Here is an 18,974-nt window from a genome sequence, read left to right on the forward strand (position 1 = left end):
TCAGGGTTCAGCCGGCCGAGGCGGCTCGCCTCGACGGTAATTCATAGGCACTTTCGTGCCCGCCGTCATGCCCCCGTCGATCGGCAGCACCACGCCGGTGATGTAACTCGCCGCATCGGAACAGAGCCAGAGGACACTTGCGGCCACCTCCTCCATCCGGCCAAGCCGGCGCATCGGCGTCGAAAGTGCTGCGTGCCGCTGGATGTCCGCGCCGGCGGCCTCGAGATGGTGGGTGAGGATCGGCCCGGGCGCAACGACATTGATCCGGATGCCCTGGTCGGCATAGTCCAGCGCCGCCGCCTTTGTCAGCCCGATGATCCCGGCCTTCGCACCGACATAGGCGGAAAGCCCGGAGGCGCCGTTGATGCCGGCGACGGAGGCCATGTTGACGATCGCGCCGCCACCAGCCCTCGCCATCGCCTCGATCTGGTAACGCATGCCGAGAAAGGTGCCGCGAATGTTGGTGCGGATGCCGCGATCGAACCCTTCGATGTCGAGATCGGCAAGCGGGGCCGGCATGGTTCCATCCGTCGCATTGTTGAAGGCGGCGTCGAGCCGGCCATAGTGCTGCATCACGCTTGCAAGCGCCTGCTTCATGGCATTCTCGTCGCCGACATCGGCCGCGATCGCCAGTGCGTCGCCGCCGGCCTGGCGGATGGAAACCGCCAACGCCTCGACCGCCGGCTGCGAGCGGGAAAGAAGGACAACGGATGCGCCGGCCTGCGCAAAGGCGCGGGCGGTGGCCGCGCCGATACCCTTGCTGGCGCCTGCGACTAAGGCGACTTTGCCTGCAAATCCCAGATTGTTTGTGTTCATCAACCCGACTCCATCTGACGTTGTCGCACCGTTTTTAGCGCCGGACGACGACGGCTGCCTCGTGCAGGCGCGTATGCCTCCCATACGGGAACAGACGATCGACCTTCGCTGCGAACGGGCTTTGCCTTTGTCCGGGAGCCCGAATTTCGCCCTGAAGCGTCGACCGGGCCGCAGTTTCGAGGAGCACAGGAGACGAGCATGGATGCGACAAGACAGGGAAGATCGGAGCGCAGAACGCGGCTGAAGGCCGAACTCGACCGGGTGATCGCGGAAGCCCTGGATGAACAGCGCATCGTCGGCACAGTCGTCGAGATCCTTATCGACGGCAAGCCCGGCTACCGACATGCCGCCGGGCTTGCGGACCGTGAGGCCGACCGGCCGATGACCGAGGACAGCATCTTCCTGCTCTCCTCGGTCGCAAAGCCGATCGTCACGGTCGCCGCTCTCAACCTAGCGCAAAGCGGCACCATCGGTCTCGACGATATCGTGTCGGAATGGCTGCCCGCGTTCAGGCCGCAGCTGCCGGACGGCAGCGAGCCTCGGATAACCATCCGCCAACTCCTGACGCACAGTGCCGGTTTGAGCTACGTGTTCATGGAGCGAGGCGACGGCCCTTATCGCCGGCACGCCATCAGCAGCGGCCTCGACGACACCGACGATGATCTCACCGCCCTCATCGGCAAGCTCACCGCCATTCCGTTATCCTATCCGCCCGGACACGGCTGGGGCTATTCGATGAGCCTCGACGTGCTTGGCGCCGTTATCGAAGAGGCGACGGGATCAAAGCTGCCGGAGGCGATTGCTGCGCTCGTCACACGCCCGATGGGGATGAACGACACCGCCTTTTCCGTGACCGATAAACGCAGGCTCGTGGTCCACTATGGCGATGCCTCGCCGCGGCCACGGCGGCTCGTTGGCGACGACGCGGTTCCCTTCTTTGGCAATCCCGTGCGCCTCTCGCCCGGCCGGATCCTGAACCCGCGGGCCTTTCCCTCCGGCGGTGCCGGCATGGCAGGCACCGCCGGCGACGTGATCCGCCTTCTCGAAAGCCTCAGGACCGGACACTCGCCGGTGCTCGACGCCGCCAGCACCCGCTCGATGTTCGACATTCAGGCAAGGACGGGCGGATTGGCCGCCGGCGCCGGGTGGGAGTTCGGTTTCGGCGGCGCCGTGCTTGTCGAACCCGAGATGGCGGGAACACCGCAGTCGCGCGGCACGCTGCAATGGGACGGCGCTTATGGGCACAAGTGCTTCATCGACTCGGCCCGCGGCCTGACAGTCGTTGCGCTCACCAACACCGCTTTTGAGGGCATGAACGGACGCTTTCCGGACGATCTTCGCGACGCCATCTATCGGAGCCTCTAGCCATGCGGAGCGCCTCATTTCCCGTCGACCTCGGCCGCTACTTCGCCCGCATCGGTCATGTCGGGCCGCTCTCGCCCGATCTCACAACGCTTGGCAGGATCGTCGCCCGCCATGCCGCGTCGATCCCCTTCGAGGCCATCGACGTGCTTCTCGGCCGTCGGATCGACCTTTCGCCGGCGGCGGTCGACGCCAAGCTCATCGACCGCCGGCGTGGCGGCTATTGCTTCGAGCAGAACGGCCTGTTGCAGCGCGTGCTCACGTCGCTCGGCTACCGGGTGGATCCCTTGATCGCCCGCGTCCTGTGGATGCGCGCCCCGGGCGCGCCGCCGCCGGCCTGGTCGCACATGGCGCTCCGCGTCTTCGTGAACGATGTCGGCTATCTGGTCGATGTCGGCTTCGGCAGTTGCGTGCCGACCGCGCCGCTGCGTTTCGACCGGACCACGCCGCAACCGACGCAGCATGAGCCGTTCCGTCTCAGCCGAACGCTCGATGGCTACGTGCTGGAGGCATTACTTGGTCGTGACTGGGTACCGGTCTACGAGGTATCGCCGAGCATTTGTGGAGAGGACGCGTATAGGATCGCAAACATCGCGACATACACGGATCCGCATTCGCTTTTCCGACAGACCCTGCTGGTGACGTTGACCACCGAGGAGACACGTAACATCCTGCTCGGAAACCGGCTGACGATCCGTGACAGGAACGGCACCGTGACGCGCCAAGAATTCGATACACCGGCAATCGAATCTGCCCTTATCAACGTCTTCGGATTACCCCTCGACGGCGACTGGCGCCGGATCGCTGCGCGCGCCGGCGGCGCATTCGAGGCATCCATTCCAACGGCATGACGTGAACCCGGCGCCTCGTCTATCGATGGGTAAGGATGTAGCCTTTGAGGATCTCCGCATGATTGCGGGCCTCATCCTTCACGCTGTAAAGCAAAGTCACCGGGCCCTCAGCAATGCGCTGTCGCAACAGATCAACTGCCACCGGATTGCCGTCGAGCTCGGCAAGGTAGCGCTCGCGAAACTCTTCCCACGTGCCTTCATCCGCATGGAACCAGCGGCGCAGCTCCGTGGTCGGCGCTATGTCCTTCAGCCAGAGATCGACCGCGGCTTCCGCCTTGGTCAAACCGCGCGGCCAGAGGCGATCGACGAGGACGCGCATCCCGTCGCCATCGGCCTTCGGCTCATAGACACGTTTCGTCTTCAGCTGCATGAACGCCCCTCATTGGTCTTGATTTGAGGACCATAGCTGCCGCCGATTGGCGATCCAAGCGCGAAGGCGCTTGCCGGCAAGCGGTAAGGGGGCGCCTGCCGCCTACACCCCGCGCCTGTTGCCCCAGAGCAGGACGTGCAGCTGCGGCAGGACGCGGGCCTCGAACCAACGATCTTCCGTCACCTTGCCGACAAGCCAGAGCATGCGATCGATGATGCCGTCGATGTCGACTTTGGCGTCGTCGTCGTCAGGGGGTGGAGGCGTATGGTTGCCAGGCTGCAGGTAGAGCGGCAGATGGGGGTACCGGGCCGCCGTATCCCGGGCATAGGCATAGTCGCGCTCGTCGAAAACGACGATCTTCAGCGCCACCTGCGGCCCATCCGCTGCCATTCGAAGACAGTCGTCGAAGGCCTGCCAGTCCGTTTCCATGCCGCTCGACGGCGGCTTCGGGCTCAGCACCAGCACGTCGAGATCCGCAAACCAGTCCTTGGCGATGCTGCCCTGCGTTTCCAGCGCGAAGCGATAGCCATCGGCTTTCCCGCGGGCGATCAGGGGCGCCAGCGGCTGGATCGCCGGATTGCCGCCGGAAAGCGAGACCGTCAGCGGCTTGCCACCGGAGAGCGTGACGACCTCGCTCCAGATCTCTTCGACGCCCATCGGCAGCCATTGGTCGCGATACTCGCTGTCGACCGCGTGCAGCGTGTCGCACCAACTGCAGCGATAGTCGCAGCCGCCGGTTCGCACGAACACGGTCGGAAGCCCGATCAGGATGCCCTCGCCCTGGATCGTCGGCCCGAAGATTTCGCTGACACGGATGCGCGTTTCGCCGGGCCCGCTCATGGCCGGTATTCCGCCCAGGTCTTCGGCGTCTCGCTGACACGCACGGCGGAGGTTTCCGGCAGCCTCGCCTTGCACCAGTCGTAAAAGTGCTTCGCCAGACATTCGGCCGTCACCCGGTCGTGGCCGAGAACGTCGTTTAGATGGCGGTGATCGAAACTCTCGTCGATGTAGCGCTTCAGTGGCGAAAGCTCGTGATAGTCGCGCACGAAGCCGTGCTCGTTGAGCTCCGCGCCGGCAAGCTCGACTTCGACGATATAGTTGTGGCCGTGTAGTCGCGCACATTGATGGTCGGCCGGCAGGCTCTTCAACTGATGCGAGGCGGAGAAATGGAATTCCTTGGTGATCCGGAACATCACTTCACCTCCTCGGCCGCAAAGGCCGATGTCGTCGCCACCCAGAAATCCGGATCTTCGTAGTCGGTCGGATCCGCAACGCCGGCCAGATGGAAGGCCTCGCGCCGCTCGACGCAGGTGCCGCAGCGCCCGCAATGGCGCGCGCCGCCCTTGTAGCAGGACCAGGTCGCTTCGAAGGGCGTCTGGTGGCTCGCGCCGTCGGTGACGATATCCGCCTTCGAAATCGTCACATAGGGCGCGTAGAGCGTGACGTCGGCGTAGCCGTCGAGCGCGTAGTTCTGCATCGCCTGAAACGCGTCGATGAAGCCGGGACGGCAGTCGGGATAGATGAAATGGTCGCCGCCATGCACGGCGACGGCCACCGCATCCGCCTTCTGCGCCGCTGCCAACCCGAAGCCGATGGCGAGCATGATGGCGTTGCGGTTCGGAACCACCGTCGCTTTCATCGTTTCCTCGGCGTAGTGGCCGTCGGGCACGTCGACATCGTCCGTCAATGCCGATCCGGTGAGATGGGCGCCGATCGCGCTGATGTCGATGACCTGATGCGGAACGCCGAGCCGCTTGGCACAGGCGGCGGCAAAGTCCAGCTCCTTGCGGTGTCGCTGGCCATAATCGAAGGAGAGCAGGCCAATGAGTTCGTGTTCGGCTGCGACCTTGTGGGCAAGCGATACCGAGTCCAATCCGCCGGAGCAGATGACGATTGTCTTCATGATAGGTGTCCTTGTTTTGACCGGGTAGGCTGCGACCGGATTACGGCGCGCCTTCTAGGGCAAAGCAGGACGGATGGGAAGCATTATGTTGAAGTGCGGGAGTACGCAGCCTCTTCCTGCGTGCCATACACGCGACCGGCGCATTCTCAAACTGAGCCAGAAACGCACGCGTCCCACCCTTAAGTGCAAGGGTGGGACGCGCAAGCATCAGGCGCTTTCGGGGATGTTCCGATGACTACTGCTGCAGCCCCGGATAGGCCCATACGCCCGAAACACGCATCAGATCACGGTAAATGACCAACCGCTCGTCCGCCCCGATCTTTGCCGCTTCATCCTGGGTTGGCGCGTCCAGTGCATTCAGCGGCACTACTGCCGATGGCAGGTCGCGCTGCTTCAAGGCATCCTCCATGACCGTGCGCGCGCGGCGCATGTGGCTCGAACTGGTCACCAGGATTACCGTGTCGGCCTGATGCCGCACCAGGAGATTGGCGGCATTGATCACATTGCCGATCGTATCTTTCGACTTGTCCTCAATCATGATGCGATCGCGACTGATACCCTTGTCGACCAGCCACTTGGACATGACGTCACCTTCCGTAACGCCATTTTTCGGCACGCCGCCACTCACCATGACGAGCGCTGTCGGGTTGGCCTCGGCGACCTTCAACGTCACCTCGAGACGATCGAGCAAGGTTTGCTGCGCCTTGCCGTCATCGGCGAGCGCGTAGCCCAGCGCGACGATCACGACTTTCCCTGGCACAGTCGGGACGTCGAAGTTCGGCTTTTCAGCCATGATCTGTTCTGCGCGAACAAACCGCTTGCGATACTCTTCCGCTCGCTCGCGATCGAGACCGGCCAGAGCCTGGTGGGCAAGCGCCGCGCCGGTCTCATCGCCACGGATGCGGGCAATTGCCTCAAGCCAGCTTTGCGCATCAAAAGCGGTCGGGTCCTTGCCAAGGATGCTCTGGAAGGTCGCCTGCGCGTCGTCGAGCTTCTTCTGGATGATCTGGGTCGCAGCAACGGCATATTGGAAATCCAACCGCTCAGGCGCGAGCGTCGACGCTTCCTTGAAGGCTTCCTCCACGACATCATATTTGCCATGCAGCGTAATGCCCTTGAAGACTTCGGCTTCCGCCTTTTTGACGTCGCCGCCCGACCAGTAATACTGCATGCCGGTGTCGACCAGCTGTTTGATACGGGCAGCGTTTGCCTGGTCGAAGGCGCCGGCTGGAACCGCTGAAATGAGACACGCTGTCGCTGTCAACAGTCCAAGGAGGCGGCGCCGTGCGCTACCCGCCTTCACCGAACGCGGGGTGCCCGATGCTGTCACGGTCGACCCCAACGGGGCAAAAATGGCACTCGGCTTCATTTAAATCTCCCAGTTTTCCGGTTGCCCGCCGGCTTGCTCGCCCTCGGGCCGATAGCGTTCCGTATTCACTTCCGATTTGGCCCATCTCCTTGCGGCCAGTATTAGAAATACCAAAACATGACCACCTGTCCAGATCGCGGCGGCGCAACTATCCGTAATGGCGACTGAAGCCGGGATAATTCGTGTTACATTTCTTACAGATAGCGCATACAAGTTGCGTTCACGTTCCGAAACAGTCGCTGATTGGCGTTATATTGGTATTATCCAATTGCACGCGCAGCGGGCGTGCGCATTCGCTGAATGACCAGGATGTCATGAACATTGGCTTGCCGGCAGTGATTTCCATGGTTCGGCAAGAGCAAAGCCTGCGTCAGCGACCTCGCTGCCGACGGGTAGCCGAAAACCTACCCCGGCGCTCGGGAGTTCGTGGCGGTCGTTGCGCGCCGTGCTGTCGAAGACACCGTAAGGTGAATCCATGCGCTGGCCCGTTTGGATTGTTCGAAGGGATCTGACCTTTGAACTCACGCAAATCCGAAGAGGACGGTTCCGCACGGTTTTTCAGATTTCGCTCTCGATCCGGCCAGCCGCAAACGCAAAATTGCAGCGAATGATGCAAACTGATTGCGGCCCGGCGCTGCGGCGCCGGGCCGCAATCTTCTCTACTCATCGTCATGCATGTGCATGCGGATGCTGCCGTTCGTCCCAGACGGCCCAGATCGCGAGCGCGGTCACCAACACCCCAAGGACGACATGCGTCCACATGGGGTTGGGACTGGTCGAGAAACCGAGCAGCCAGGGTGAAGCGATCAGCCAGAGCCCGACGATGAGGCTTGCCCATTCTTCCCATTCCGCAAACATGGCAAGCGTCGCGATAGCCAGAACGCCGAGCACGACGCCGGCGCCCCAAGCGTTCCAGGCCGGAACGCTTTCGACAACGAAACCCATGATCCAGGGGGAGACGAACAGGCAGACGGCAAGAACCAGATTGATCCAGTCCTGTGCTTTCTTTCCTTCCATCAGTGCCATGACAACCTCCACGAATGAAGCTTGGCCAAAGCGTACGATCGCGTGCGGTCGCACGCTCTGAAAACATAATAAATTCAACCGGAACCGCTTTCAAATCTTTTTCGCGTGAGCACGCGGTGGTCGCATGCGCGAAATCAGGCGGCGAACCGACGATCCGCCGCTCTGAATGGGTGTCGAGGGCGCAGCTTTGCGCCGATTCGCGTGCGTCTAGTAACCGCGCGCAGCACCCGCGCCGATGCGGCTGTCGACTGCGCCATTGTAGCGGGCGCCGCCGCCGGCCTCGATGTCCGAAAGGCTCTCGCCGCCGACGAGGATGCCGGTCGCCTGTCCCCAGATCGTCCAGCTTTCATCGATCTGGACATTGTGGCCCATGGCCGACAGCAGCTTGCGGGTATCTGGCGAGAGCGCATAGGGCTCCATGAACACCTTGTCCGGCAGCCACTGGTGATGGACGCGCGGCGCGTCGACCGCTTCCTGGATGTTCATGCCGTGGTCGATGACGTTGAGTATCGCTTCGAGCGTGATGGTGATGATGCGTGCACCGCCGGGGCTGCCGATCACCATGAAGGGCTTGCCGTCCTTGGAGATGATCGTCGGGCTCATCGATGACAGCGGCGTCTTTCCGGGCGCGATCGCATTGGCCTCGCCCTGCACCAGACCGTAGAGATTGGGCACGCCTGGCTTGGCGGTGAAATCATCCATCTCGTTGTTGAGCAGGATGCCGGTTCCGGGCGCCACGACGCCGGCGCCGAAGGAGCCGTTCAGCGTATAGGTGACGGCAACCGCATTGCCCTCGTCGTCGATGATCGAATAGTGCGTCGTCTCCTTGCTTTCGCCGAAACCCTTGGGGATCAGCGTGGCGGAAACGCCGGCGCGGAACGGATCGATCTTGTCGCGGATGTCCTTGGCATAGGCCTTGTCGGTAAGCTTGGCGACGGGGTTCTCGACGAAATCAGGATCGCCGAGCGACGTGTTGCGGTCGACATAGGCGTGGCGCATGGCCTCGATCATCACATGCACGGTGTCGGCGGCACCATAGCCCATGTAGGAAATGGGGTAGCCTTCGAGAACGTTGAGGATTTCGCAGATGATCACGCCACCGGAGGATGGCGGCGGCGAGGAGACGATGTCATAGCCGCGGTAGTTGCACTTGACCGGCTCCAGTTCGCGCACGGCGTAGCGCTCGAAATCTGCCTTGACGAGCACGCCGCCTTTCTCCGCGCTCGCCTTGACGATCTGGTCGGCGATCGCGCCCTTGTAGAAGGCGTCGGTGCCCTTCTCGGCGATGCTCGAAAGCGATGCGGCAAGATCGGCCTGGATCAGCTTCTCGCCGGCGACGAACGGCTTGCCGTCCTTCAGGAAGATCGCGGCCGCGGCCGGGTCCTTGGCGAGCCTGTCCGTTTCGCCCTCGAAGGAATCGATATCGCCCTGCTCCAGCACGAAGCCGTCTTTGGCAAGCGCGATCGCCGGAGCGATCAATTCGGCAAGCGGCTTGGTGCCATAGCGGCTGCGCGCCATTTCGAAGCCCAGGACCGGACCGGGAACGCCGACGGCGAGATAGCCCTCGGTACTCAGGCCGTCGACGACATTGCCCTTGGCGTCGAGATACATGGTCTTGGTCGCGGCTTGAGGCGCCCGCTCGCGGAAATCGAGGAACGTCGTCTTGCCGTCCTTGAAGCGGATGGTCATGAAACCGCCGCCGCCGATATTGCCGGCGGTCGGATAGGTGACGGCAAGCGCATAGCCGACGGCAACGGCTGCATCCACGGCATTGCCACCGCTTTTCAGCACGGCAACACCGATATCGGATGCCAGGTGCTGGGCGGTGACCACCATGCCGTGCTCCGCCTTCACGGGCTCGGGTGAAGCCGCCTGCACCGCCCAGGGCGTCAGGCTCGATGCAAAGAGCAACGTAATCGACAGGGTCTTCAAGCGGAAACTCGGCATGCGTCTCTCCCTCGCAGGGTCGCGGCGCATTGCCAGATTTCAATGACCGTGGTCTCGCCGCGTCGAGCGCGGTGGCAACGATCGTTCGGTAGGGGCAAGCACCTGATATGGACGGCTATGAAGTGCGGGAAGTATAGTCACGCTCAATCGACGATGGCAAATCACGCCTGACGTTCAACGACACCCCTATGCCTGACCGGCCACTGCGTCGGGTCCCCCAGTCGACAGAAAAGCCGTGCCGCTCAGGCGGCATCGGCAAGGATCAGATCGGCACCTTTCTCCGCAACCATCATCGTCGGCGCGTTGATGTTGCCCGCGGTGATGTTGGGGAAGATCGAGGCGTCGACGACGCGGAGACCGGGCACGCCGTGAACCTTCAGGCGGCTGTCGACCACCGAACTCTCCTGGTCCGGCCCCATCGCGCAGGTGCCGCAAAGATGGTAGATCGAGCCGGAGTTTTCGCGGAAATAGTCCATCAGCGCTTCGTCGCTTTCCACGCGCGGCGCCGGCGAAATCTCTTCCGCCGTCAACGACGAGAGTGCCGAGGCCGACGCGATCCGGCGGACAAGCCGGCTTCCCTGCAGCACTTCGTCGATGTCGCGATCGGTCGTCAGGTAGTTCGGCCGGATCAGCGGTTTCACCGAGGGGTCGCCGGACGCAATCGAGATGCTGCCGCGGCTCGTCGGCCGGCAGGAATTGAAGCAGATCAGGTAGCCGGGATAGGGCTCCGGCTTCAGCCCGGCCTTCGGATCCGTCGGGATGCGGTAGGAGAGCGGGTTGAAATAGAGCTGGATGTTCGGCCGCTCTTCGTCGGGCCGGCCGCGGAAGAAACCGCCCGCCTGGTTGACGCTCATCGAGAACGGTCCTTTGCCGGTCAAGAGATACTGCAGACCGAGACGCATCTGGCCGAACAGACTGCCGAACTCGTCGTTGAGCGTCGGGATCGTCGCGCGATAATAGAAGCTGGCGCAGAGATGATCCTGCAGGTTCAAGCCGACCGACGGCAGATGCCGGCGCGTTTCGACCCCGAGCAACGACAGCTGCTTGCCGTCGCCAATGCCCGAGACCTGCAGCAGCTGCGGGCTACCGACCGCACCGGCGGCCAGGATGACCTCGCGCCCCGCCGTGAAGCGACGCCGCGTCCCATTCTGGATGACATCGACACCGGTCACGCGTCCGTCTTCGCCGAAGACCAGCTTTTCTGCCTGCGCGTAGCGTTCGATCGTGAGATTGGGACGCTTGAGGGCGGGCCTCAAATACTCCGCGCTCGAATGCGAGCGGCGGCCGTTGTTGGTGTTGACGTCGTAGACGCCGGCGCCCTCGATCGAGGCGCCGTTGAAATCCTCGTTCAGCGGCAGCTGCAACGATCCGCAGCTTTCGAGGAAAGCGTCGGTGATCGGGTGCGTCATGCCGCGCATCGGGGTGATGTGGATCGGGCCTTCGCCGCCGTGCCATTCGGACGATCCGCGCGCATGGGTTTCGAGCCGGCGGAAATAGGGCAGGACGTCGTCATAGCCCCAGCCCGTATTGCCGGCGTTTTTCCAGTCGTCGAAGTCGTCGCGCGCGCCGCGCACATAGATCATCGCATTGATCGAGCCGGATCCGCCCTGGACCTTGCCACGCGGCACGTAAATGCTGCGATCCTGAAGCTCGGCCTCCGGCTCGCTCGAATACATCCAGTTGACCTGGGGATTGTAGTAGCTGCGGGCGTAGCCGACCGGGATCTTGAACCAGAAGGAATTGTCGTTGCCGCCAGCCTCGATCAAAAGCACCCTGTGGCGACCATTTTCGCTGAGCCGGCTCGCAAGAATGCAGCCGGCCGACCCGGCGCCGACGATGATGTAGTCGTAGATCATCTGCATGTCCTATCGTCGGAGTTATCCGCGTGCCGGCGCGAAGGCCTTCACGTCCGCCGGCCGGCTGTCCATCTGCAGGTGCAGGCGCTCGCCGGTGTACGGCGTGTGCTTTTCGACGACGTCCATGTTGAGCTCGATGCCAAGGCCAGGCTCGCGCGACGGGATGATGTAGCCATCCTCGACGGCGAGCTTGGTCTTCAGCACATCCGCATGAAATCCGCTGAAATCGAGGATCGCCTCATGGATGAGGAAGTTCGGCGACGCAGCTGACAGCTGGATACTGGCCGCAGCCCCGACCGGGCCGTTATAGAGATGCGGGGCGATCTGGGCGTAATAGGCTTCTGCCATGCCGGCGATCTTCTTCGCCTCGAGAAGCCCGCCGACGCGTGCGACGTTCATCTGCAGGATCGAGGCAGCCTTCAGTTCGAGGACGCGCTGGAACTCGTACTTGGTCGTCAGGCGCTCGCCGGTCGAAATCGGGATCGAGGTCGCGCGCGCCACCTCTGCCATCGCCGCTTCCTGTCCGGGAGGAACCGGTTCTTCGAACCAGAGCGGGTCGTATTTTTCGAGACGCCGCGCCAGCCGGATCGCCGAGGACGGCACCATCTGGCCGTGCGTGCCGAAGAGCAGATCGGCGCTGCTTCCAACGGCGTCACGGATCTTGCGGCAGAATTCCTCCGAGCGGTCCATCACGCCGAGCGAAAGCTGGTGGCCGGAATAGTTGGTGTAGGGACCGGCCGGGTCGAACTTGACGGCGGTGAAGCCCATCTCGACCATTTCGACGGCGCATCCGGCGGCGAGATCCGGATCGTTGAAGTCGAACTCTCCAGCCGCGTTCTTCGGGTAGAGATAGGTGTAGGCGCGGAGCTTCTCGTGCACGGTGCCGCCGAGCAGGTCCGCGACGGGCCGGCCGGCGGCCTTGCCGATGATATCCCAGCAGGCGATTTCGAGACCCGAGACGATGCCCATCATCGTCGGGTCGGGGCGCTGGGTGAAGCCGCTCGAATAGGCCGAGCGCCAGAAGCGCTCGATCTGGTGCGGATCATGGCCGAGCAGATGCCGCTCGAAGACGTCTTCGATCAGCGGCGTCAGCGCCTTTGGATGGAACGAGGTCGCGTAGATCTCGCCGATGCCCTCGATGCCGCAGGCGGTCGTGAGGCGCACGAAGATCCAGTACATTCCGCCCACATGCGGCGGCGGGACGGCGACGGCATAGGTCTTGAGAGACGCGATCTTCATTTGTGTCATCCCTTTTTCTTGAGGCGGGCCATCAGCACCAGGGTGGCGATGGCGCCGAGGACGCAGATGGCGGCGATGTAGCCGAAATAGAACTGGTAGCCGGCGATGCCCGGATAACGGTCTGAGAGGTATCCGTTGACGAGCGGCAGGTAGGTGTCGGGCGCGTAGCCGACGAGCGAGATGATGCCGATCGCAAGGCCGGTGATGTTGGCCGGCACGTGGCAATCGTCGAGGATCGCCCAGTAGAGGCCACGGATCGTATAGGTGATGAGGCCGACGAGCAGCACCAGCCCGACGAAGAGGACCGTCGAGCCGATGCCCGGCAGGGCGATCATCGCCACGAGGCTGGCGGCTGCGACGAGGAAGCTCAGGAGCAGGATGCCCGTCTTGCCGTAGCGGTCACCGAGCAGGCCGCCGCCGATGCCCCCGACCGGGCGCAGCCAGAGCTTGATCGTGACGATCAGGCCGGCCATGGCGGCGGAAATGCCGAAGCCGCCTTCCTGCAGATAGGCCGAGAAGCTGTAGGTCGCGAGGAACACGTGATAGCCGCAGAAGATGATGGCGGCGACGAGCCAGACCTCGGGGATACGGAGCAGCGTCTTGATGTCGGCAAGCAGGTTGCCTTCGCGCTTGCGCGCGCCTTTCTCGACAGCGACGGGCTGCGACACGGCGAAATAGGCGATGCCGACGACGATGCAGAAAACGGCATAGAGCAGCACGACATCACGGAAACCCATGGCAAGCCCGGCACCGCGCGTTTCCGTCGTGAAGACAAAGAGCGCGATGGCGACGCTGGCAAGCAGCGCCTCGACCAGGCCACGGCCGCCGTCGAGAATGCCGAAGAAGCGTCCCTGCTCATTGGCGCCGGCGATCAGGTTCACCTGCTTCAGCGTCGCCGCCCAGAACGTCAGGCCCGTCGTGACGCCGAAGCCACAATAGATGACGAGAAGCGATGAGTAGCCGGGCAGCGTCGCATACCAGAGGCCGAGCAGTCCCGTGCCGACCATGGAAACGAGGATCAGGATGCGCGGCTGGACGCGGTCGGCGAGCCAGCCGCTCGGCAGGTAGCCGACCAGGAAGCTGGTGCCGAGAATGGAATAGAGAACGCCAAGCTCGGTGTTGGTGAGCTTAAGTACCTCCAGCATCGTCGTCTGGTAGGACTGGCGCAGGTAGAGGATCGGATAGATCGCGCCCGCGGCGATCACGATCAGCGCCAGTTGCAGGTAACGGCTGCGGGCCGACACGGACGGCGCAGCGATTTCTGTTTCGGAAATTGAGCTCAAGGGTAGTCTCCTCCCCGACCGATGGCGGGAGCATGCCATCGGCCCGGTCTTGATGTTGATGTCCGAACAATTCCGGTTCCCGTCCGGAATTGCGTCATTTCAAATGATCAGTGTTTCAGGACGACGAGGCGCGTCTGGGTGAATTCCAGCATGCCGTGCTTGCCGTCGTCGCCGCCGAGGCCCGAGCGTTTCCAACCGGCGTGGAAGCCCTGATAGGGGTCCGCCGGGAAACGGTTGACGTAGAGTTCGCCGGCCTCGATGGCGTCGCTGGCCCGCATGACGGTGCGATAGTTCTCGGTGAAGAGTACCGAGCTCAGGCCGAACTGATGGTCGCTCGCCAGCGCCAGCGCTTCCTCGAAGGTCGAGTAGCGGATCACCGCGAGAACAGGCCCGAAGACCTCCTCGCGCACGATCTCCATCTCCTGGCGGCAGCCGGAAATCAGCGTCGGCGGATAGAAGTAGCCCGGTCCTTCCGGCAGGTAACCGCCGGTCTCGACCGTTCCGCCTTCCGCCCGCGCCTGCTCGACCATTTCATGCACGCGTTTCTGCGCGGCGGCGTTGGCGAGCGGGCCCATGCGGGTCGCATCCTCGGCGCGGTCGCCGAAGGCGCGGGCAGCGAAACCTTCGCGCAGCTTGGCGAGCAGCGTGTCATGCACGCTTTCGTGTACATAGAGCCGCTCGGCACTGGTGCAGACCTGGCCGCAATGGGCGGTCTTGGCGGCGATGATCGCCTGTGCCACAGCATCGAGATCCGCATCCGGCTCGACGATGACGGGGGTCTTGCCGCCGAGTTCGAGAGAGGGCTTGGCGATGTTTTCCTTGCAGTAGTCGAGCACGATGCGGCCGGCCGAAACGCTGCCGGTCAGCGTGATCATGCCGACGCCGGGATGGGTGCAGAGCGTTTTCGCGACGTCATGCGACATCGTCAGGATGTTGACGAGACCTTCCGGCAGGCCGGCCTCGACGATCGCTTCGGCAAAAACGAAGGCGGATGTCGGCGTGTTGTTGCTCGGCCGTACGACAACGGCGTTTCCTGCAATCAGCGCCGGGGCGATTTTGCGCACCAGTGTGTAGATCGGATAGTTGAACGGGATCAGCCCGGCAACGACGCCGATCGGAACGCGCTTGAGAAGCAACGTTTCACCGGGATTGTCGCTCTCGATCACTTCGCCCTCGATGCGGCGCGCCCATTCGGCGTGGTAGCGCATCAGTTCGGCGCCATAGATGACTTCCGCGGTCGCGTCGGCAAGGCTCTTGCCCGACTCTTTCGCCAGGGCAGCGCCGATGGTCTCAGCCCGGCTTTCCAGCACCGTCGCCAGTCGACGCAGCGCATCGCCACGCTGGATGGCCGGCAGTGCCGCCCAGGCGCGTTGCGCCTTCATTGCTGCCTCGACCGCCGCTGTTGCTTCCTCATCCGTTGCTGCCGGCACCGATGTGAAGACCTGGCCTGTCGCCGGATTACGGACGTCGATCGTCACCGCAGACGTGCTTTCGATGAAACGACCGCCGGAAAAATTGCGATAGGGGCTCATGGCATCTCGGATGTGTTGGCCGCAGCTCCCGGCGCCAAAGGCGCGCAGGACAAGCGGACTGCGCGGGAGAGAGCACAACGAGCGACGGCCCGTCTCTCTCCCAACCGAGACCGTCACGAAACTGTTGCGACGATAGGGCCGGAGGCACAAGCGAGTAATTTTCAGCGAGAGCATTCCAAAATGGAATGCTTGGCTCAGGCAGCCCGGTCGGCCGAAACTTCCGTAAGCAGCCAGGCACGAAACGCGTCGACCTTGCGGTCGTTTCCGGCCTGGGGCCGCGTGACGAACCAGTAGGATTCATGCCCTTCGACTTCGACGTCGAAAAGCTGCACGAGCTGCCCAGTTTCCAACTGACCGCGCACCATCGAACGGTCGGCGACCGTGACGCCGAGGCCCGCACAGGCCGCTTCGATCGCAAGATCGAGCAGGTCGAACTCTAGCCCGCCGCGGGTATCGACATCCTGGAACCCCGCCGCGTCGAGCCAATGCCGCCAGGTCAGATAGCGCCGGTCGGGCGAGGCAAGCACGTGCAGGAAGGTAAAGCGCTGAAGATCCGTCGGACCCTCGACTTTCACCCCTTCGAGCAGTGATGGCGCACAGACAACCACATGCCGCTCCGTCATCAGGATGCTGGCATCCAGCATCGGCCACTCGCCATCACCGAAGCGGATGGCGCAGTCGAGAAGACCGCGCTCGGCAAGCGTGTCCGTGGCTTCGGTGCTGAGGCTGATATCAACATCGGGCAGAGCCTCGCGCAGCCGCGGCAGACGCGGCAGCAGCCAGCGCTTGGCAAAGGTCGGCGGAACGTTGATCCGCAAGCGGTTCTGGTTGCTCTTCTCGGTGATGCTGCGCAGCGAAACCTCGATGCTATGGAACGCTTCCTGGATCGTCGCCAGCAGTTCGGCACCGGCCGGCGTCAGCTCGAGATGGTGGTGGCGACGGATGAGCAGGTCTTCGCCAAGCTCATCCTCGAGGTTGCGAACCTGGCGGCTGACCGCACTTTGCGTGAGGTTGAGCCGCTCGGCCGCCCGCGTGAAGCTGCGGGTCTGCCCGACCACTTCGAAGACCTTCATCGCCGACAATCCAGGAAGTCTTCGCATCGATAACTTGGCCTCAGGAAACGCTGCATCCCGCGGGTCGTCGCGGGATCGATGCGCACCTTTGCGTGTCACGCTCCGGCGCACAAGCACGAAAATCCAAATCGTATCCAGCAAAGCGGAAGCGCACGCCTGGCTAGCTCCGAACGACGAACGGCGGCTCTCGCCGCCGTTTGCCTATCCAATCTATCGCCTGGCCAAGCCCAGACGAAAACTGGAAACTTAACCGCGCCTACTCCGCAGCATAAAAGCCGTAGAGCACCGGCATCAGCCCGACCAGCGCCTCGAAGCGCTTGAAGGACTTACGTTCGGGTCGCGTCCATCCGGTTTCGGCGAGCGCCGAAAGCCGCGGGAAGACGAGCCGGTCGAAGACGGCGCGGTCGGTCATCGGTTCGGACCAGATGCAGCATTGCACGCCGAGCAGGTGCTTTTTCTGTGCGTCGGTCCAGCCTTCGACCGGGTCAAAGGTGTAGAGCTTTTCCGGGTCTGACCAGCCGGCCCAGCTGCCGCCGGGCTCCGACCAGGCCGGGCTGTTGGCCATGTCGAGATAGTAGACTTGGCCCGGGCAGACGACGATGTCGTAACCTTCCTCGGCAAGCGCGGCCGACGCCTCGACCGTGCGCCAACCGAAGAGCAACGACTTCGCCTTGTCGATGACGTTGCCGTGGGCCGCCTCCTGCCAACCGCCGGTAACGCAATTTCGGCTCGCCAGGAACGCCTGGACACGCGCCAGGAACTCGCCCTGCAGCACCGCCGCACCCGAACCGTCGATCTCGTCGGCGCCATGGGTGTTGGTGACGACGTTCAGGCGCTTGGCGTGGGTTTCGGCGACCTCGTCACCGGCAAGTGCACGAAGCCGCGTGAGCGCTTCCGGCGAGCCGGACCAGGCACCAAGCGGCACCTCGTCGGCGCCGACATGAATCGCCCGCATCGGGAAGAGTTCGATCAACTCGTCGAAGATGACTTCCAGCACGCGATAGGTCTCTTCGCGCGCCGGGTTCAGGCAGTTGTCCGGGAAGCCCTGGACCGAATGATAGCTTCCCTTTTCCTCGGGATCGCGCAGTTCCGGGATTGCCTGCAGCATCGCATAGGAATGGCCGGGGATGTCGATTTCCGGCATCACCTCGATGCCGAGGCTGGCGGCAAGCGCTACGATCTGACGAACCGCCGCCTTGGTGTAGTAGCCGCCGGTCGGTTCAGGACCCGAGCCGAGCAGCGGCGGGATCTTGCGGCCATGGCCGCGCCAGGCGCCGATTTCGGTGAGCGCCGGATAGGCGTCAATCTCCACGCGCCAGGCCTCGTCGTCGGTCAGGTGCCAGTGGAAACGGTTGAGTTTGTTCCAGGCCATCAGTTGCAGGAAGCGCTCGACCTCCGCGGTGCTATAAAACTGCCGGGCGACGTCGAGATGGGTGCCGCGCCAGGCGAGCGCCGGCTCGTCCTTGATCTCCCCGCCAGTCGGAAACACGAAGGTGCCCGGATGCGACCGCGCCCCGCGCAGGACCTGGCCGAGCGTGATCAGGCCGTAGAGAATACCCGTCTGGCTACCGCCCGAAATGGCGACGCCGGCAGGCGAGAAACGGATCGTGTAGGCCTCCGGACCAAGGTGCGGCGCCTTTGACAATTCGACCGGGAAACCGCCCTCCGCCGCCGGCCGGACAAGGCCCTCGACCGGAAACAGGCTGGCCGTGAGATCGGCAAACGCCTTCGCCGCGGCGGACGCTTCACTGCCTTCGGCCTTCAGATCGAGGCCCGGAGGTGCCAATAGCTGACCGGAGACCGCAACCGCTTGCGGCCACGGCACGATCGAGACTGGCACCGGGGCCACTTTCGGCACTGGATAGACGGCGGCGCCACGCTTCAGCTCGGCATTGTCACCGTGCGCCCGCGAGGCAAGCACGGCAACCGGCGCATTCGTGCCATCGGACAGGACGAGGAAGGCGGCGTTGGCGCCATCGGTCCAGTGGCGCGGCTCGAAGCTCATGCCGTGAGCCTTGAGCGTCCAGGTCGCGCCGGGCTTCAGCTCAAAACCTTCCGGCGGCGCGAATTCCGCATAGTTGGAGAGCCGGACCAGAAGCTGCCCGCCCTCGACCTCAGCGGCAGGATCGATGCGCGCCGGGCCCGAGACGCCGAGGCGAAAGCCCTTGATCGGCCGGTCCGAATTGTTGGTGAGCGTCAGCGCATAGACCGACCTGTCGGCGGTGCCGACGGGCACCCAGAGCGTTTCCAGAAGATAGTCAGATTTGGCGGCAAACGTCATCAAATGGCTCCATGAGTGATTGGTCTCTGCGGCCGGCCGGGGGCCAGCGCGTTTCTTGGGGAATGC

At 63.5% G+C, this 18,974-nt stretch carries 16 protein-coding genes; 2 read left to right on the top strand and 14 right to left on the bottom strand.

What is annotated here, in order from left to right; genetic code table 11:
• On the bottom strand, positions 1-816 hold the full coding sequence (locus ASD63_RS07940) for an SDR family NAD(P)-dependent oxidoreductase (protein ID WP_060528947.1): 816 nt from the start codon (positions 814-816) through the stop codon (positions 1-3).
• Positions 817-1,014: 198 nt separating this feature from the next.
• On the opposite strand from ASD63_RS07940, the gene ASD63_RS07945 reads away from it, so the two are divergent.
• Positions 1,015-2,181, top strand: coding sequence for a serine hydrolase domain-containing protein (locus ASD63_RS07945; RefSeq protein ID WP_060528948.1), 1,167 nt, complete (start codon positions 1,015-1,017; stop codon positions 2,179-2,181).
• 2 nt (positions 2,182-2,183) lie between these two features.
• Positions 2,184-3,029, top strand: coding sequence for an arylamine N-acetyltransferase (locus tag ASD63_RS07950; RefSeq protein WP_060528949.1), 846 nt, complete (start codon positions 2,184-2,186; stop codon positions 3,027-3,029).
• A gap of 19 nt (positions 3,030-3,048) precedes the next feature.
• Here ASD63_RS07950 and ASD63_RS07955 read toward each other — a convergent pair whose 3' ends face one another.
• The 13 genes from ASD63_RS07955 to ASD63_RS08015 form a co-directional block, all read right to left on the bottom strand.
• On the bottom strand, positions 3,049-3,399 hold the full coding sequence (locus tag ASD63_RS07955) for a DUF488 family protein (RefSeq protein WP_060528950.1): 351 nt from the start codon (positions 3,397-3,399) through the stop codon (positions 3,049-3,051).
• Positions 3,400-3,501: 102 nt separating this feature from the next.
• Positions 3,502-4,239 carry a 7-carboxy-7-deazaguanine synthase QueE gene (gene queE, locus ASD63_RS07960; protein WP_060528951.1) on the bottom strand — a complete coding sequence of 246 codons (738 nt, stop codon included), beginning with the start codon at positions 4,237-4,239 and terminating at the stop codon, positions 3,502-3,504.
• The gene (queD, locus tag ASD63_RS07965; RefSeq protein WP_060519321.1) at positions 4,236-4,592 is read right to left on the bottom strand and encodes a 6-carboxytetrahydropterin synthase QueD; all 357 of its coding nucleotides are present in this window, start codon (positions 4,590-4,592) and stop codon (positions 4,236-4,238) included. The genes queE and queD overlap by 4 nt, the downstream gene beginning before the upstream one ends.
• Positions 4,592-5,302 (bottom strand): 7-cyano-7-deazaguanine synthase QueC, encoded by a 711-nt coding sequence (gene queC, locus ASD63_RS07970; protein WP_060528952.1) that lies wholly within the window; start codon positions 5,300-5,302, stop codon positions 4,592-4,594. The genes queD and queC overlap by 1 nt, the downstream gene beginning before the upstream one ends.
• A gap of 235 nt (positions 5,303-5,537) precedes the next feature.
• Positions 5,538-6,671: a YdcF family protein gene (locus ASD63_RS07975; protein ID WP_082572804.1), complete on the bottom strand. Its 1,134-nt coding sequence runs from the start codon at positions 6,669-6,671 to the stop codon at positions 5,538-5,540.
• Between the two features lie 669 nt (positions 6,672-7,340).
• Positions 7,341-7,697: an SPW repeat protein gene (locus ASD63_RS07980; protein ID WP_034789629.1), complete on the bottom strand. Its 357-nt coding sequence runs from the start codon at positions 7,695-7,697 to the stop codon at positions 7,341-7,343.
• A gap of 207 nt (positions 7,698-7,904) precedes the next feature.
• A complete protein-coding gene (ggt, locus tag ASD63_RS07985) occupies positions 7,905-9,644 on the bottom strand; it encodes a gamma-glutamyltransferase (protein WP_060519315.1) in 1,740 nt (579 codons plus the stop codon).
• A 242-nt stretch (positions 9,645-9,886) separates the two neighbouring features.
• Positions 9,887-11,500 (bottom strand): GMC family oxidoreductase N-terminal domain-containing protein, encoded by a 1,614-nt coding sequence (locus ASD63_RS07990; RefSeq protein ID WP_060529019.1) that lies wholly within the window; start codon positions 11,498-11,500, stop codon positions 9,887-9,889.
• Between the two features lie 21 nt (positions 11,501-11,521).
• The gene (locus ASD63_RS07995; RefSeq protein WP_034789633.1) at positions 11,522-12,739 is read right to left on the bottom strand and encodes a mandelate racemase/muconate lactonizing enzyme family protein; all 1,218 of its coding nucleotides are present in this window, start codon (positions 12,737-12,739) and stop codon (positions 11,522-11,524) included.
• Between the two features lie 5 nt (positions 12,740-12,744).
• Entirely contained in the window at positions 12,745-14,022 is a 1,278-nt protein-coding gene (locus ASD63_RS08000; protein WP_200953449.1) for an MFS transporter, read from the bottom strand.
• Between the two features lie 107 nt (positions 14,023-14,129).
• Positions 14,130-15,554, bottom strand: coding sequence for an aldehyde dehydrogenase (gene aldA / locus ASD63_RS08005; RefSeq protein ID WP_060528954.1), 1,425 nt, complete (start codon positions 15,552-15,554; stop codon positions 14,130-14,132).
• A 194-nt stretch (positions 15,555-15,748) separates the two neighbouring features.
• On the bottom strand, positions 15,749-16,627 hold the full coding sequence (locus ASD63_RS08010) for a LysR substrate-binding domain-containing protein (RefSeq protein ID WP_113188589.1): 879 nt from the start codon (positions 16,625-16,627) through the stop codon (positions 15,749-15,751).
• 256 nt (positions 16,628-16,883) lie between these two features.
• Complete coding sequence (locus ASD63_RS08015) at positions 16,884-18,908, bottom strand: beta-N-acetylhexosaminidase (RefSeq protein WP_060528956.1); 2,025 nt, start codon at positions 18,906-18,908, stop codon at positions 16,884-16,886.
• Positions 18,909-18,974 lie beyond the last annotated feature (66 nt).

Source organism: Ensifer sp. Root558, assembly GCF_001427045.1.
Lineage (GTDB): Bacteria > Pseudomonadota > Alphaproteobacteria > Rhizobiales > Rhizobiaceae > Ensifer > Ensifer adhaerens.

Coding starts and splice junctions, on each gene's coding strand:
- ASD63_RS07940 (WP_060528947.1), bottom strand. CDS start 816: ATGAACACAAACAATCTGGGATTTGCAGGCAAAGTCGCCTTAGTCGCA.
- ASD63_RS07945 (WP_060528948.1), top strand. CDS start 1,015: ATGGATGCGACAAGACAGGGAAGATCGGAGCGCAGAACGCGGCTGAAG.
- ASD63_RS07950 (WP_060528949.1), top strand. CDS start 2,184: ATGCGGAGCGCCTCATTTCCCGTCGACCTCGGCCGCTACTTCGCCCGC.
- ASD63_RS07955 (WP_060528950.1), bottom strand. CDS start 3,399: ATGCAGCTGAAGACGAAACGTGTCTATGAGCCGAAGGCCGATGGCGAC.
- queE (WP_060528951.1), bottom strand. CDS start 4,239: ATGAGCGGGCCCGGCGAAACGCGCATCCGTGTCAGCGAAATCTTCGGG.
- queD (WP_060519321.1), bottom strand. CDS start 4,592: ATGTTCCGGATCACCAAGGAATTCCATTTCTCCGCCTCGCATCAGTTG.
- queC (WP_060528952.1), bottom strand. CDS start 5,302: ATGAAGACAATCGTCATCTGCTCCGGCGGATTGGACTCGGTATCGCTT.
- ASD63_RS07975 (WP_082572804.1), bottom strand. CDS start 6,671: ATGAAGCCGAGTGCCATTTTTGCCCCGTTGGGGTCGACCGTGACAGCA.
- ASD63_RS07980 (WP_034789629.1), bottom strand. CDS start 7,697: ATGGCACTGATGGAAGGAAAGAAAGCACAGGACTGGATCAATCTGGTT.
- ggt (WP_060519315.1), bottom strand. CDS start 9,644: ATGCCGAGTTTCCGCTTGAAGACCCTGTCGATTACGTTGCTCTTTGCA.
- ASD63_RS07990 (WP_060529019.1), bottom strand. CDS start 11,500: ATGATCTACGACTACATCATCGTCGGCGCCGGGTCGGCCGGCTGCATT.
- ASD63_RS07995 (WP_034789633.1), bottom strand. CDS start 12,739: ATGAAGATCGCGTCTCTCAAGACCTATGCCGTCGCCGTCCCGCCGCCG.
- aldA (WP_060528954.1), bottom strand. CDS start 15,554: ATGAGCCCCTATCGCAATTTTTCCGGCGGTCGTTTCATCGAAAGCACG.
- ASD63_RS08010 (WP_113188589.1), bottom strand. CDS start 16,627: ATGAAGGTCTTCGAAGTGGTCGGGCAGACCCGCAGCTTCACGCGGGCG.
- ASD63_RS08015 (WP_060528956.1), bottom strand. CDS start 18,908: ATGACGTTTGCCGCCAAATCTGACTATCTTCTGGAAACGCTCTGGGTG.